The organism is Synechococcus sp. A15-60, assembly GCF_014280095.1.
GTDB lineage: Bacteria > Cyanobacteriota > Cyanobacteriia > PCC-6307 > Cyanobiaceae > Synechococcus_C.
This window is the reverse complement of sequence record NZ_CP047933.1, coordinates 1,188,267-1,202,061: the sequence shown is the minus strand read 5'-3', so window position 1 is coordinate 1,202,061 and position 13,795 is coordinate 1,188,267. Positions and strand designations below refer to the sequence as shown.

Sequence of the window (13,795 nt, the reverse complement as noted above, 5' to 3'; positions counted from 1 at the left end):
CTGGGAAACAGACCAGAGGTGCTCAATGACGGTGACAACCCATCTGTTGATGTCCTCGTACCCACTTGCGGAGAACCTCTTGACGTCATCGAGCGTTGCCTACGTGGTTGCATCGCCCTTGACTACCCACACGTTGTTATTTGGCTCCTCGATGAGACCAATCGATCAGAACTGCAACAACTCTGCATGCGTCTTGGCTGCGTCTACAGAAGTCGAACACAGCATGATCATGCCAAGGCTGGAAACCTCAATCATGTCTTACCTGAACTCAAACGGGACCTGATTGCCGTTTTCGATGCTGATGTCGTGCCCGTGGAATCATTTCTAAGACGCACAGTGAGCTGTTTCGAGACGTCTGATGTTGGGCTTGTGCAAACACCACAGACCTACATGAATGCTGATCCAATCATCCGCAATTTGGGGCTTGAACGTTGGATGCTTCCCGATGAGGAAAGCTTCTACCGATGGATCGAACCTGCTCGACAAGGGGTGAATGCTGTGGTTTGCGCTGGCACCTCATTTGTGGTCAGACGCAAGGCATTGATGAGCGTTGGCAAGTTCGAAACCGCTACCCCCTCCGAGGATTTAGCGACAGGTATCCGGCTTACAGCGCAAGGATGGCGCTGCCTTTTTTTGCGCGAAAAGCTCAGCGCAGGACTTGCACCCCTCACCTCAGAAGCGCTCGTTCGTCAGCGTTGTCGCTGGGCCAGCGGAACCTTGCAAACTCTGCGAACCGGAGCCAGCCCACTGAAGATTCCTGGACTGACCTTCTGGCAGAGAGTGGCCTATTTGGAAGGAATTTTGCATTGGCTCAATGTCTTCCCACAAATGATCTTGATGATCGTGCCTCTCGCTGTGGGAATTTTTGGTGTGACACCTGTGCGTATCAGTAGCGATGGACTGTTGCAATCAGCAGGACCACTCGTGATCGCTCAATTACTGCTAACGCGATGGATCACTGGACATAGCCGCACGGCACTGTTACCTGAATTGTATCGTTGGATGGTGTTGCTACCTCTCTTTGGGTCGGTTTTTACAACGTTATTAGGACGACCGAAACCTTTTCAAGTCACCCCTAAGACTCTTCAATCTAAAACAAGTAGCAGCGTAACTCCCAAGCTATTGATGGGTGTTCTAACTCTCCAAATCGTAGCTTTGTTGAATCTACTATCTGTCTTATTCGCGAAACAAACTGGTGAGGCAGTTGCGTTCACATCGAGTTCAACTCAGATAGCAATTTTGATCTGGAGCTTGCTGAACACGTTGTTGTTGGTGGCGGCTTGGCGCTGTTGCCATGACCGAGATCGTGACAATGCCATTCCCTGGTTTGCCTGGAATGAACCGGTGACCTTGAGTGGGCATCGAGCCAAACTCACTGCCTTAAGTGAAGCGGGTGCGGAATTCTTGTTCGATCAAGCACTCCCTTCTCCACCCCCAGTGGACATCCAACTCGTGACCCAGGATGGTCTCTCTTTCACACTGCACTGTGAACAGGCAACAGATCGTGCTTGGGGTGGATGCTGGTCTCCGCTGAGTGAGTCTCAAATTGACGCCCTGCACCATCTTCTCTACCGACGATCTGGTCAGTGGCCGATGCGCCGGGCCCCAGCCGAACCGGTCGCACTGCTGGTGCTGTGCCAAAGACTCTTGAAGCCGATGCCGCGTGAACGCTGGTTTCATCGCAGCTTGATTCCTGTTTCTCGCAACATCACCATGCGTTGCTTTCTATCAACACAGAACGGTTGACGTCAGAACTCTGTTGTCATCAACCACGTCAGTCTTTGCTGGCACTCATCCAGGCCAGGGCTCTTCCCAACCGCGGATGTCCACAAAAAAACCACCACTCGTAATAGTGGTGGTTACCGACAGAGAAAAACGATCAAGGCCTGGTGAACCCGATCAAGCAACGGGCTGCATCAAACCACCACCCGGGGTGGAATCGTCATCGTCGTTATTTTGAGAATCGTCATCCCAGAGGGCGTAAATGCCGATGGCCGCAGCGCCGATGACACTGGAGAGCAATCCGAAGGAACCGCTGCTGATTGGATCGATGAATTCGCCCACAGGCCCAACGAAGCTGCGCTCACGGTAACGAAAAATTGCGCAATGTGTCGCTGGCTTCTCATTTTCAGCGTTTGCGCACGACCGCAGCTGACTGCTCAAACGCTGAGAACAGCCTCGTTGCGGTCCTTTTGCTGCTGTTCGCGCTGCTCAACCGTCAAGCCATCAGCATCAGGAATCTGAGAAGCCATCTGCTCTAGCCAGGTCTTGAGCTCGTCCAGCTGCTTCTCCATCGGCAACACACCCAGGCCGCGCGCCATCACCTTGGCGATAGCGCCTGTACCGGCTTGATACACCAAGCGCCCGTGCAGATGTTGGGGCAATCCCTGACGGAGCAAGCGGAAAGCGGGCTCCTCCATCGGAGTTTCCAGCGCGATATTCGGTTTCTCCGGACGAATTCGAGAAAATCCACAGCGTTTGGCCAACAGTTTCAAATCCATCAACTGCAGCAGGGACTGAACAGGTCCCGGCAGGGCGCCGTAGCGATCCGCCCAAATGGCCGCCAGCTCCACCAGCGACTCACTGCTGACGCATTCAGCGGCCGCGCGGTAAGCCGCCATCTTCTCGTCGGCATCGGTGATCCAGTCCGCCGGAATGAACGCCGTGACCTGCAAGTCCACCTGAGTGTCATCCACAGCAGGGATGTCTTGCCCCTGAATCTCAGCGAGCGATTCCTGCAGCATCTCCATATAAAGGTCAAAACCGATCGCTTCCATCTGACCGCTCTGCTCAACACCGAGCAGGTTGCCGACACCCCGGATCTCCATGTCGCGCATCGCCAGCTGATAGCCGCTGCCCAACTGAGCGAATTCCTGGATCGCGCGCAATCGCTGGCGCGCCGCTTCGCTCAACGAGGCATTGCCTGGGTAGAACAACCACGCATGGGCCTGAATGCCGCTGCGTCCCACCCGACCTCGCAACTGATAAAGCTGTGCCAGGCCAAAGCGATGCGCATCCTCGATCAGAATCGTGTTGACGCGGGGGATATCGAGGCCGCTCTCCACAATCGTGGTGCAGAGCATCACATCGGCTTCACCGCCGTTGAACGCCACCATGGCGCTCTCCAGCTCGCCCTCGGCCATCTGGCCATGGGCCACCAGCAGGCGCAGTCCGGGAAGCATCTGGCGCAACTGAACGGCCACCTCCTCGATGCCCTCCACGCGAGGCACCACATAAAACACCTGGCCTCCGCGGTCGAGCTCCTGACGAATGGCACTGCGCACAGCTTCCTCATCGAGCGCCGCCAGATGGGTTTTGATCGGCCGACGCAAGGGTGGTGGCGTGGTGATCAGGCTCATCTCCCGCACCCCAGACAAGCTCATGTAGAGCGTGCGGGGGATCGGCGTGGCCGAGAGGGTCAGAACATCCACGTCCTTACGGAGTGCCTTGATCTTCTCTTTCTGATTCACGCCAAAGCGCTGTTCTTCATCCACCACCAGCAGTCCGAGCTTGTCGAACACGGTGTTCTTGCTCAGCAGCTGGTGGGTCCCTACCACCGCATCGATCGTGCCGTTCTTGAGACCCTCGAGAATCGCCTTGCGCTCACTGGCAGTGCGAAAGCGGTTGAGCAGCGCCACCTTGATCGGATAGGGAGCAAAGCGTTCTGAAAGCGTGCGCCAGTGCTGCTGCGCCAGCACCGTGGTGGGAGCCAGCATGGCCACTTGCTTGCCGGAGGTGATCGCCTTGAAAATTGCCCGGATGGCCACTTCGGTCTTGCCAAAGCCCACATCGCCGCACACCAGGCGATCCATCGGTTGCGACTTTTCCATGTCGCGCTTCACATCGGCCGTGGCCTTCAACTGATCAGGCGTGGGTTCGTAGGGGAATGAATCCTCCAGTTCGTTCTGCCAGGGACCATCCACCGGGAAGGCAAAACCAGGCGCTTGATGACGCTCGGCATAGAGCTTCACCAGATCCAGCGCCACCTTGCGCACGGCCTTGCTGGCGCGCTCTTTGGCCTTCACCCAAGCCGAGCCGCCCATCTTGCTGAGCTGCGGCGGGGCGTCACTATTGGCGCGATACCGACCGAGGCTGCCCAGCTGATCCGCGGCAACCCGCAGGATGCCATCGGCGTATTGAACCACCAGGTAATCGCGCACCTCACCACTGATGGCGAGCTTTTCAAGTTTCTGGAAGCGACCGATGCCGTGGTTGCGGTGCACCACGAAATCACCGGGCTGCATCTTGTTGGGGTCCACCGTGCGGCTGGCGGCCTTGCGTCGGCGACGCACATAACCAGTGCTCGTGAGGGTCTGTTGCCCGAAGAACTCGCGGTCCGTGATCAGCACCACGCGCCAGGCAGGCAGCTGCAGACCTTCCAAATCGGCCGTGCCGCGGATCTTCAAGGCCACGGGTGTGGCCTGTTCAACCAACCGCTCAATCGCCGGGGCATCCGCGGCATTGGGCACAAAACGGCTGATGCAGTCGTGCTCTTCCAGCAGCGCCACTGCACGACTGGGCTGGGCCGACAACAACCACACCGCCTGTTTGTCTTGGCGATACCCCTTGATCAACTCACCGAGCTTGCCGAACTGATTGGGATAGGCCGGCACAGGACGGCTATTGAGATCGAAGGCATTGGGATGCGCGTCACTCTCTTGGAGTTCAGCCAGATCAAAACCGGTGAACGCCTCCGCCAGGGCCATGGCCTCATCCACATCGCGATGCAGGGGCGGAATTGGCAACGCCAATTCCTCATGGTGTTCGCGGGCATGATCCAGCCATTGCTCCCCATGGGATCGGCCATGGCGGCGCTCATCAATGGCGACGCAGCAGTCGGCCGGCAGGTAGTCGAGCAGGGAGGCGGGCTGCTGCCAGGCCAGGCCCAACAGGCGACGCATGCCTTCTGGGGTCCCCCCCTCCAGAAGCTCTGTGATCGCCTGCTCACTCAGCAATTGCTCCAGTCCATCCGGCACGGAGTCACGCAGACTCTCGGCAATTAACGGACTGAAGCCCGTGGGCGTCAGGCGCAGGCTGTCGATCGGATCCAGTGAACGCTGGCTGGCCGGATCGAATTCCCTCAGCTTGTCGAGCTCATCACCGAAGAACTCCAGCCGCACGGGCAGCTCACTGCTGACCGGAAACACATCCACGATGTCACCGCGATGACTCCAGGTGCCTTCCTGGTCAATGGTCGAAACCCGCTCGTAGCCCAGCTGAGTGAGGCTGGTGGCCAGATCCTCGAGATCCAGGGTGTCTCCCTTGCGCAGGGTGCGGCAACGATCCGCCAGCGCCTGCGGCGGCGGCAGATGCGGCTGTAAACAACGCTCGGTGGCAACGATTGCCAGATCACTGCTCTGCCCTTCAATCTGTAACTCGCTGAGCACCTGCAGTTGTCCCCAGGTGATCTCACTGGTGGGGTCGAAGGGTTCATAGGGCGACCCTTCGCTGGTGGGATAGAGCTGGGCGCTGCGCCAACCCATCAGTTCCAGGAGCGCCGTCCAGCGACCGGCCTCCTCCAGTGTCGGCACCACCACGAGCAACGGCCGGTCCTGATGACGCGCCAGGGCACTGGCCACGAGAGCCCGAGCACCACGGCCTCCACCGCGTAACAGCAAGCGATCCGCACGGCCTTGCCGCTCACACAATTCACCGCTCAGTGGGGAGGTCTGCAGCAGACGCACCAAAGAACTGAGGGGCATGGCGTGACCACTGGCGGCAACGCATGATTGTCGCAATCAACTGAGCCCTGCTGCGGGTCACTCGCCTTTCCGCCCCATGCCACGGTTTCGCTGTCGAGAGTGCTGCTGCGGACCAGCGATTGTGCTGCATCCCCCCAAAGGCGCCCTACCGGTCTGTTCCAGCTGCGGCGCGGTGATGGAGCGGCAACCGCTGGTGAAACCCCTGCCGTTCCTGGTGTTGCTAGCGGTGGGATCCGCTTTGATCACGATGTCACTCCCCGGACTGCTGCGACCGCCGGCACCACCGCGCGCGCCGATGTCGCAGACCACTGCTTGAGAATTCGCCCGATGGCCAAACCGCCCGCCAACCGACTGGAGCGACGTTTCGAAGCGCTGATCTGGAAGTTCCGATTGATCACGCTGATTCCGGTGATCATGAGCCTGCTCGGCAGCGTCAGCTGCTTTGTGTTCGGCACCTATGCCGAACTGAGCGTGCTGAACAGCATCCTGCGCGGACGGTTCACCAGTGCCAACAGCACACTGCTGATTGGCAAGGTGGTGGGTGGCATTGATTACTACCTGATCGGAATTGCCCTGTTGATCTTCGGGTATGGCATCTACGAACTGGTGATCTCCGACATCGATCCACGCCAGCAGGATCACTCACAAGGCCGCCACAATCTGCTCAACATTGATTCACTCGATGCGCTGAAACAGAAGCTCACCAAGGTCATCATCGTGGCCCTCATCGTTACTGCCTTCAAGGTGATGGTGAGTTTCCAGGTGACATCCATCACTGAACTGCTGCAGTACTGCGCCGGGGTGCTGATGCTGGCGTTCAGCGCCTATCTGATCGGTCGCAGCGGAACACGCTGAGGCGTCGATAGCTTGCAGCAGCCAGGCCCAGCACAACTGATGACCGCCGCAACGTTGCCGAGTACAGGAGCCGTGACGGGGTTGAAGGAAACCCTGGACTTCTTCAACGATCCGGCATTTGCCCAGCGCCGCTTTGACACCCACGGCGATGTGTTCGAAACCAAGCTGCTGGCTCAGCGCATCGTGTTCATCCGTGGCGAACGGGCGATCACCGATCTGCTCAAGCAGAGCGAAGCCTTGGAGGGTTGGTGGCCCGAAAGCGTCCGTCAGTTGCTTGGCAGCCGTTCTCTGGCCAACCGCAGCGGCGAAGGCCATAAGGCGCGACGCCGCGTGGTGGGGCAACTGTTCTCCAGTGCAGCGTTGAGTCGCTACACCCCATCGATCCAGACGCTGGTTGAGCAGCTCGGCGACGACTTGTGTGCCGCCAAAGCAGCGGTGCCCTTAGCCGTTCGGATGCGCCGTTTCGCGTTTGCGGTGATTGCCACGACCGTGCTCGGTCTAGAAGCGGACCGCCGTGACGCTCTGTTCACCGATTTTGAAATCTGGACGCGGGCCCTGTTCTCGATTCCCATGGCGATCCCCGGCACGCCCTTTGCCAAGGCGATGGCAGCACGCCAAAGGCTGCTCGAACAACTGACAGCCGTTCTGCAATCCAACCAACCGAGAGGCGGTGGACTGGATCTGCTCAGTGGGGGCCTGGATGAAGCCGGCATCCCCCTCGATGATGATGATCTGGCCGAACAGCTGCTCCTGCTGCTGTTTGCCGGCTACGAAACAACGGCGTCATCCCTGAGCTGTCTGTTCCGGGCCCTGCTCCTCAATCCAACCGTCGAGACCTGGCTGCTGGAAGAACTGCGCACCTCACCGTGGCCTTTCGAAGCCAGTCAGCGTTCCCCGCGGCTTGACGCCACGGTGCTGGAGGTGATGCGGCAGACCCCACCGGTGGGTGGTTTCTTCCGGCGCAATCGGCAAGCCGTGCAGCTCGGTGAGGTCGAGGTTCCGGAAGACCGCGTGATTCAAGTGGTGCTGAGCAGCTCGACCCATGCCGATGCCGATGATCTGGAGCAGTTCCGACCACAACGCCATCTGGATGGCTCGTTCAAGCAGACCCTCTTACCGTTTGGAGGCGGTGAGCGCGTCTGCTTGGGAAAGGCGCTGGCGGAATTGGAGATTCGACTAATGGCCGTTGGCCTGCTGCGGACGCTGAAGCTCGAGTTGGAACCCAATCAGGATTTCTCCCTTCAACTCATTCCAAGCCCCACACCCCGCGACGGTTTGTTGGTAACCGCGACAAGACGTTGAGCTTGCAGCGTGGGGTCAATCGCTGGGAAGAGCACAGAATTCGGTCGCAACCCAGTCCGCCTGTCCCTGCTCGAGATTGCCGCGACTTTCCCAATCCACCACGTAACGCCCATCACAAACGATGGTCAGTTTTTCGGATTCATTGCCGTTGCGGTAGTCGATTTTGTAGACATCGCCGTAGTCCGTCGTCATCACGTGATAGCCGCACCATTCACCATGAGGGGGTAACTCGCCGCAACTCACGGACCCTGCTTTGGCAACGGATGGCCATGGCAGCAAAGGACTAACGAGAGCTGCCGCTAAGGCTATCGATCGAAAACCAGCCAACATGGTGCTTCACAACGATCGGTCGAATGCAATCTATCGGCAATCAACAAGCTGATGACTTTCCAATGTGCTGAATCACTCAGAGAAAAGAACGTAAAGGTCATGACGATTCACCGTGCCAATCGTCATTGGCAGTGTCTTGACCTCAGCCAAACGCACTGGGCGTGATTGTCTGAGCACGATCAGCTGCGGATTGCCTACGGTGACGTGAGCTTGTTCATGGTGATGCGCTCGTTCCTGCTTCTGTTGTCGTTATCCGTCGCTTCATCCGGCCTGCTGGCACCTGCAGCACAGGCTGGCCGGGAGGATTTCGGCATGGGTGCCGCATCGGTCGCCTGCGCAATGCTGGATAGCGGCTATAGCAGACCCCAGGTGGAGCAAGTGCTGAGTCTGCTGGAGCGAGACATTGTGCGCAGTGGCATCAGCTCACGCGAACAACAACAAATGGCAAGGGGGTTCAACAATCAGGCCCAGCGTAATAACTGCTACCTGCGTTACCGCTACTAACGCATTAATCCTGTCATTCACGCGGATTGCTTCCGTCTCAACAAACCCCTAAGGTTGCTCGTTGCTAAAACCTCCGGCTTCAACCCTTTCGAAGACATTCCTGAGCATCAAGCTTGACGGCGGTGAACAGACGCATGCCTCCACCTCGCCAGAGCAATGCTGCGAGTCAAACCATCCTGCTTGACCTGTACTTGGACTTCTTGAATCGGTGAGCCTGCTTGAACGGCTTGAGCCTGAGTGGTGATGGAAGTGGTTCAACAGATGCAGCTGTGTTTTGACAATTCCACAAAGAACGGTCGATGACGGCCGATCTTGCTAAGAAGTGGATCCATCTAGACCACTCATGTCAGAAGAACAATTCAAAGCGTTCTGGGAAGCAATACAGTCAGATTCAGCACTCCAACAAAAGCTCAAAGGCGTCTCCGACTCTGCTGCCATAGTGGACATTGCCGAGGAAGCAGGCTTCACGATTTCTGTTGAAGAGCTACAGACATCTCAAGATGAGCTTTCGGAAGATGAGCTGCTTGAGGGCGCGGCCGGTGGATTCGACTTGAGCTGTTTGAACGTGGGTGGCGGCTAAGAATGTTTAGATTCGTGGGTCTTCGGTAGTGACACTTGCCGGCTACCGAGAAGAGAGATTGAAAGAGGTATACGAATCAGTACTGCAAAGAATTAATGACGCTATTTGTTATTAGCACTTAGATGTCGAGAGAGTGGTGTAGTCAACCTTCCTTCACTGTGGCGTTGGTCCATGGAGAGAAAAGAGATCGCCCATGAGCTGTGGAGGTGTCGATCGGCAGCGACCAACCGGACACCATCTGCGAATCCGTTGCGGTCCTGATCCTGCTGCATCTGGCGGGGCACCACGCTGGAGAGATCATTGCGCCTGGTGATCGCTCTCTCATCAGTCAGTGGTCGCACTCGCCAAGTCCACCCTGGGCTTCGACTTTGTTGTTCCCGATCAGAAAGCGTAAGTGTTGCCGCGTGGGCAACAGCTGGGGCGCCGCGGACTGCGCCGTGACGGCTTCTCTCGTCTCCATCAAGCTGTTCTTCCCCAGCGAAAACCTCAGCGCCCAACCAACCATCGAAGACTTGATCGCCACCACTCAGCGACGAGTGGCTTTCAGGAAGGTGATGGGCATGCGCTGAAGACACCAAAAAGGAAGCCTGCTTGGGCCTCCTTGCTCGCTGTGGTGACACGGAGCCATATTGACGCCGCCTTCAGGAACCACCACGCCGAATCGGGATCAGCGCACACAACCGGGACTGGCCTTGGAAGTCTCAACCTGAGACAGGTTATGTTACGGTTTGTAACGCACCCGGGGACGGGATGCACTGGCGAGCCCAATCAACGAGGCTGCAACTGGTCGTTGTCTTTTTCAGACCGCGACCTCATGAAGAGCGGTGGTGGGACACCGCTCTTTTTTTGATGCACATTGGCCCTCCGCTCACCCACGCGGATCCGTGGAGTAGGTCTTAATGATCAAGCTGATGGCCTGCTCGATCGTCTGCGCCTTAGAGAGATCGGTCGCTTGAATCGCTCGCAGGACCTTCTCCCGTGCTTCCACGGATGTTTCGAGAAGCTTGATCTCTTCGCGGATGGCGAGAACGTGGTCAACAAGCGTTGGACGACCCTGAAAGGATTGACTCATTCCGAGGGGGAACCGCTGGCTTGTCAGCAGATTGGCCAACTCCATCGGCACATGCAATCAACATTGCTTGAACCCGTATTGGTTCAACATCCTGGAGGTGTGGCCGTTTGATGGTTTTGATGCGCCCTTCAGCCGCGTGCAATCAAGGTTGGACCGATCCTGAGCCGCGCAATCCCCATCACTCGGCTTAAGAAGGTTAGGCAGCGTGCGCCACAACACTGTTCTGTCGGATACAAAGACTTTTTGTAGTGCCTGCGCTCTCTTGGTCACACCATATGTAGTGTTGACCCAACCCATCTCGCACGGCACACTGTGCGCTCCCCATCACCCGGCCACCGCAGGACCGATTGGTCGCGGTGGTTTTTTATTGACAAGCGGTTATCCCATCGGGTCGATCAAGCCATAGAGCAGTGCCAGCACCGCTAGTTGGGTGCGGTCCCGTGCTCCGAGCTTGCCCATGGCATTCACCACATGGGTCTTCACCGTTTCCACCGAGAGCCCGAGGCTGGCAGCGATGGTTTTGTTGGTGAGGCCGCGAGCCACAGCAGCGGTCACCTCCAGTTCGCGCTCACTGAGCTGTTCAATCAACGGCGGCAGATCCGGACGCGGTGTTTCTGAGCCAAGCTTGCGGATTTGCTCCGGCAGATACACCCCACCGTCAGCGAGCGTTGCCAACGCTTGCACGAAATCCCCCTGACCAGTGCCAAGGCTTGATTTGAAGATCACCGCATCCGCAAATGCTCCCAGCGCTTCCTGCACCACGGCCTGGGTTTCCCGCACCAGCAGGATCATCAGCTTGCAGCTGGGCCATTCTCGCTTCACCCGCCGCAGCAGGTCGATGCCGTAACCACTCTCGAGATCAGAACTGCAAATCAGCACCGAAGGCCTGTGGCGTTGCACCAGCTCGAAACCTTCGTCTTCGGTGGTGGCGGCACCCACCACCGATCGGCGAATCGGCTCGGTCATGCACAGGGAGCACAAGGCAAAGCGGTCACCCATACAAGCCACCACCTGCTCCTGCTCAAAGAACTCACTCACGGCATCAAGGGCCTGATGCGTCGTGCGCGACGCAAGCCGTAGCTCCATGGCAGGGCGTCTGCTTTGGTGTCGTTTTAGCGGTGGCCAGGCGGTTCAGCCGCATCTGAGTCCTGACAGACCACCGCCCGAATGCTCTCGGGATAGTGCTCCCGCGCCAAGCGCCAGGCCTCAGCCGCGTTCGAGGCATGAATCGTGCGCGTGATCAAGCCATCTGCTCGCTTGAGGATGAGGTCGTAGGCAGGAGGCATGCCGGCAAAGGTTCACCCCTCTTATTGAGGCAGCCAGTCCACGCATCCACATCCCTCATTCGAGGGAGGGCCCTCGTGATTGAGGAATGGATTGGCAAGAGTGATCGCCACTGGCGTTGCCCTGGCGACCACCAGTCCCTTCGTTCTCGCGGTTGGGACTTAAACGCGACAAGATTTGCACAACAATTCAGCACGCCATGCAACTGATCAAGCAACTGAGCGGCCCTGGTGCAGCAAGTGTGGGCGTGCTCGGGCTGGCGATCTCCGGCACGGTTTGGAATTTCTACGGCGTGCAATTTGGATTGAGTGGCACCGTGGCCTCATTGCTGGCCCTCTCATTGGGCTTGTTTCTGCTAAGGCCTCTGCCCCTCGAGCAAGAGACGGCAACCGAGGCCAGCAGCCTGACGGAGGAGTCCACGACGACGGACATGGCTGTTGCGGACGCCAGTAGCGACGTGGCGAAGCCAGCCAGCGTGCTCACCACCGCCGAAGCCATTGCGCTGGAACTGGCTGCAGAAGCCGAGCAGCGACCTGCAGCACTGCTGGTGAATTACGCGCCTGAGCATCTGCTTGCCGGGAAGAACCTGCCCAGCCGCAAGCGTCAGCCTGGACCGTCACTGCAGCGCTACCGCACCATGACCAACGAATTGTTCAAGAGCTAACTAGCTCTCAAGAGCGTCTTGCTCGAGGAGCAGCCGTCCTCCGAGGGTGGCGGACAGCTTTTTATTGGACATCCTTGGGCCATCCTTGGGCCGCTGATCACCGAAACCAGACTGCCTGAAGTGCTTAAGAGTCGGTTGCGGTCACTGATTCGGGAACATTCCGGCTCAAATAAAGAGCGTTGGAAAGGCCCATCACAATCGTGCACCCCGCAGGACCGCAAACCCGATACCAGTGATTGCCCATGGGCTCAACGGTTCCACGCCCTTGAACCGAGTAGGGGAATTTCAGCGCTTCAGTCACAACGACAGCTTGAAGGCGGGAACGATTCTCATTCCTTGGCGGGTGGACCGAGAGGCTCCGCTCGATACCGGTTTCACCTTTCGTTGCAGTTCAACATCCAGCGCAACACCCAGTGCTGGTTGGTCGAACCCTTCGCCAGATCAGATCTCCAGACACTGCGTGATGAGGTGCCCGCTGCAAAGATGAGCGTCTAAGGCGTGACTGGCTCCACTTTGTTCACCAGAACGAGAAGAGCAATCGACAGACCGACGTTATAACCGGCTATTAAATTGGGAACGAAGGGAATTGATGTTGACAACAAATAATAAACAACGCTCAATATGCCAGCACTGTAAACAAGAATAAAATGAACTTTGGCGGCTCTCGCTCTTCTGAATGCGAGCAATAGGCTAGGTGCGTCGACGACCAACAGCATAAGGTGTGGGAAATGATGTGCTATCACCCACCAAGCTCCAATCAAGTAAAACAAGAATATTATCGCTACGACAATTGCTCGATAAATAAAATTAGTCCAAAAGTAATTCTTCCGACCCATCGGCCTGGTGGGATCGAACTTGTTTTTGATGTATTGCACGACGTTCACTACTGTGCTTCCAGGGATCAATGCAAGTTACCAACGAAGCGAGCGCATGACATGCCCTGGAGGCGCCCCCCAGGCAAACGACCCATGCGGAAATGGCTCATTGATGCACATATCCTGACCGTTTGAGTTGTCGATGCCGATTGTCTCTGGTCAAAGGCTGCAGCACCAACCCTCTCATGTCCGAAGAGCAACTCAAAGCGTTCCTAGAAAAGGTTCAAATAGATACCGACTTACAAAATCAATGCAAAGGGGCAGCCTCCTTTAAGGAAACAGTCGACATCGCAAAAGCAGCGGGATTCTCCATCACTGAAGACGACATGAAAAGCATCGCGACGATGCAATCTTTATCGGACGATGAGCTGGAAGCATTAGCTGGAGGTTCACACATGCACACATGCACACATGCGCTGGGGTCGGATGCACAGTGCGGACGTGTCAGTAGTTTGTGTCGTTGGAATTCGCATTCATCAAACCCAATGCCACCGAAGGGAGTGATGATTGCTTCGTTAGCTTGACCAGTCCCATCAAGACATCCTCCAATCCATGGCCCCATCGCCGGCATTGTGCGGGCTTGTTGTACTGAAAGACACCGCTGCCATCCGTTGCTAAGACCTGGCT

General features: G+C 57.3%; 15 protein-coding genes. 9 read left to right on the top strand and 6 right to left on the bottom strand.

Features of this window, described 5'->3' with window-relative positions; all coding sequences use genetic code 11:
• Positions 1 to 18 precede the first annotated feature (18 nt).
• Complete coding sequence (locus SynA1560_RS06590; protein ID WP_186501480.1) at positions 19 to 1,746, top strand: glycosyltransferase; 1,728 nt, start codon at positions 19 to 21, stop codon at positions 1,744 to 1,746.
• Positions 1,747 to 1,899: 153 nt separating this feature from the next.
• Here the strand turns inward: SynA1560_RS06590 and SynA1560_RS06585 are convergent, their stop codons facing one another.
• A complete protein-coding gene (locus SynA1560_RS06585) occupies positions 1,900 to 2,064 on the bottom strand; it encodes a hypothetical protein (protein ID WP_186501479.1) in 165 nt (54 codons plus the stop codon).
• A 95-nt stretch (positions 2,065 to 2,159) separates the two neighbouring features.
• Positions 2,160 to 5,702 carry a transcription-repair coupling factor gene (gene mfd / locus SynA1560_RS06580; RefSeq protein ID WP_186501478.1) on the bottom strand — a complete coding sequence of 1,181 codons (3,543 nt, stop codon included), beginning with the start codon at positions 5,700 to 5,702 and terminating at the stop codon, positions 2,160 to 2,162.
• Positions 5,703 to 5,778: 76 nt separating this feature from the next.
• Between mfd and SynA1560_RS06575 the strand changes: the two genes are divergently transcribed.
• Genes SynA1560_RS06575 through SynA1560_RS06565 form a run of 3 tightly spaced genes read left to right on the top strand, consistent with a single transcriptional unit; the run spans position 5,779 to position 7,859 of the window.
• Complete coding sequence (locus SynA1560_RS06575; RefSeq protein WP_186470816.1) at positions 5,779 to 6,018, top strand: hypothetical protein; 240 nt, start codon at positions 5,779 to 5,781, stop codon at positions 6,016 to 6,018.
• 11 nt (positions 6,019 to 6,029) lie between these two features.
• A complete protein-coding gene (locus tag SynA1560_RS06570) occupies positions 6,030 to 6,557 on the top strand; it encodes a YqhA family protein (protein ID WP_186470815.1) in 528 nt (175 codons plus the stop codon).
• 39 nt (positions 6,558 to 6,596) lie between these two features.
• Positions 6,597 to 7,859 (top strand): cytochrome P450, encoded by a 1,263-nt coding sequence (locus SynA1560_RS06565; protein WP_186501477.1) that lies wholly within the window; start codon positions 6,597 to 6,599, stop codon positions 7,857 to 7,859.
• Positions 7,860 to 7,874: 15 nt separating this feature from the next.
• Here SynA1560_RS06565 and SynA1560_RS06560 read toward each other — a convergent pair whose 3' ends face one another.
• Positions 7,875 to 8,189 carry a hypothetical protein gene (locus tag SynA1560_RS06560; protein ID WP_186501476.1) on the bottom strand — a complete coding sequence of 105 codons (315 nt, stop codon included), beginning with the start codon at positions 8,187 to 8,189 and terminating at the stop codon, positions 7,875 to 7,877.
• 165 nt (positions 8,190 to 8,354) lie between these two features.
• On the opposite strand from SynA1560_RS06560, the gene SynA1560_RS06555 reads away from it, so the two are divergent.
• From SynA1560_RS06555 to SynA1560_RS13780, 3 genes are all read left to right on the top strand, one after another.
• The gene (locus SynA1560_RS06555) at positions 8,355 to 8,693 is read left to right on the top strand and encodes a hypothetical protein (RefSeq protein ID WP_186501475.1); all 339 of its coding nucleotides are present in this window, start codon (positions 8,355 to 8,357) and stop codon (positions 8,691 to 8,693) included.
• A gap of 343 nt (positions 8,694 to 9,036) precedes the next feature.
• Positions 9,037 to 9,273 (top strand): Nif11-like leader peptide family natural product precursor, encoded by a 237-nt coding sequence (locus SynA1560_RS06550; protein ID WP_186501474.1) that lies wholly within the window; start codon positions 9,037 to 9,039, stop codon positions 9,271 to 9,273.
• Positions 9,274 to 9,710: 437 nt separating this feature from the next.
• Positions 9,711 to 9,842 (top strand): hypothetical protein, encoded by a 132-nt coding sequence (locus SynA1560_RS13780; RefSeq protein ID WP_255477104.1) that lies wholly within the window; start codon positions 9,711 to 9,713, stop codon positions 9,840 to 9,842.
• 299 nt (positions 9,843 to 10,141) lie between these two features.
• Here SynA1560_RS13780 and SynA1560_RS06545 read toward each other — a convergent pair whose 3' ends face one another.
• The 3 genes from SynA1560_RS06545 to SynA1560_RS06535 all read right to left on the bottom strand — a co-directional run bounded on the left by SynA1560_RS06545 (position 10,142) and on the right by SynA1560_RS06535 (position 11,631).
• Positions 10,142 to 10,390 carry a hypothetical protein gene (locus tag SynA1560_RS06545; RefSeq protein ID WP_186501473.1) on the bottom strand — a complete coding sequence of 83 codons (249 nt, stop codon included), beginning with the start codon at positions 10,388 to 10,390 and terminating at the stop codon, positions 10,142 to 10,144.
• Between the two features lie 333 nt (positions 10,391 to 10,723).
• A complete protein-coding gene (locus SynA1560_RS06540; protein WP_186501472.1) occupies positions 10,724 to 11,431 on the bottom strand; it encodes a response regulator transcription factor in 708 nt (235 codons plus the stop codon).
• A 26-nt stretch (positions 11,432 to 11,457) separates the two neighbouring features.
• Positions 11,458 to 11,631, bottom strand: coding sequence for a hypothetical protein (locus tag SynA1560_RS06535; RefSeq protein WP_186470808.1), 174 nt, complete (start codon positions 11,629 to 11,631; stop codon positions 11,458 to 11,460).
• 197 nt (positions 11,632 to 11,828) lie between these two features.
• Here SynA1560_RS06535 and SynA1560_RS06530 point away from each other — a divergent pair, with 197 nt between their 5' ends.
• Both SynA1560_RS06530 and SynA1560_RS06525 read left to right on the top strand, forming a co-directional pair.
• Positions 11,829 to 12,293, top strand: coding sequence for a hypothetical protein (locus tag SynA1560_RS06530; protein WP_186501471.1), 465 nt, complete (start codon positions 11,829 to 11,831; stop codon positions 12,291 to 12,293).
• 1,060 nt (positions 12,294 to 13,353) lie between these two features.
• Positions 13,354 to 13,692, top strand: a complete 339-nt coding sequence (locus tag SynA1560_RS06525; RefSeq protein ID WP_186501470.1) for a Nif11-like leader peptide family natural product precursor — start codon at positions 13,354 to 13,356, stop codon at positions 13,690 to 13,692.
• Positions 13,693 to 13,795 lie beyond the last annotated feature (103 nt).

What these genes read in the sequence shown, in the direction of transcription:
- SynA1560_RS06570 (WP_186470815.1), top strand. Translation starts at nt 6,030, where the DNA reads ATGGCCAAACCGCCCGCCAACCGACTGGAGCGACGTTTCGAAGCGCTG.
- SynA1560_RS06575 (WP_186470816.1), top strand. Translation starts at nt 5,779, where the DNA reads ATGCCACGGTTTCGCTGTCGAGAGTGCTGCTGCGGACCAGCGATTGTG.
- SynA1560_RS06565 (WP_186501477.1), top strand. Translation starts at nt 6,597, where the DNA reads ATGACCGCCGCAACGTTGCCGAGTACAGGAGCCGTGACGGGGTTGAAG.
- SynA1560_RS06540 (WP_186501472.1), bottom strand. Translation starts at nt 11,431, where the DNA reads ATGGAGCTACGGCTTGCGTCGCGCACGACGCATCAGGCCCTTGATGCC.
- SynA1560_RS06525 (WP_186501470.1), top strand. Translation starts at nt 13,354, where the DNA reads ATGTCCGAAGAGCAACTCAAAGCGTTCCTAGAAAAGGTTCAAATAGAT.
- SynA1560_RS06535 (WP_186470808.1), bottom strand. Translation starts at nt 11,631, where the DNA reads ATGCCTCCTGCCTACGACCTCATCCTCAAGCGAGCAGATGGCTTGATC.
- mfd (WP_186501478.1), bottom strand. Translation starts at nt 5,702, where the DNA reads ATGCCCCTCAGTTCTTTGGTGCGTCTGCTGCAGACCTCCCCACTGAGC.
- SynA1560_RS06550 (WP_186501474.1), top strand. Translation starts at nt 9,037, where the DNA reads ATGTCAGAAGAACAATTCAAAGCGTTCTGGGAAGCAATACAGTCAGAT.
- SynA1560_RS06560 (WP_186501476.1), bottom strand. Translation starts at nt 8,189, where the DNA reads ATGTTGGCTGGTTTTCGATCGATAGCCTTAGCGGCAGCTCTCGTTAGT.
- SynA1560_RS06530 (WP_186501471.1), top strand. Translation starts at nt 11,829, where the DNA reads ATGCAACTGATCAAGCAACTGAGCGGCCCTGGTGCAGCAAGTGTGGGC.
- SynA1560_RS06545 (WP_186501473.1), bottom strand. Translation starts at nt 10,390, where the DNA reads ATGGAGTTGGCCAATCTGCTGACAAGCCAGCGGTTCCCCCTCGGAATG.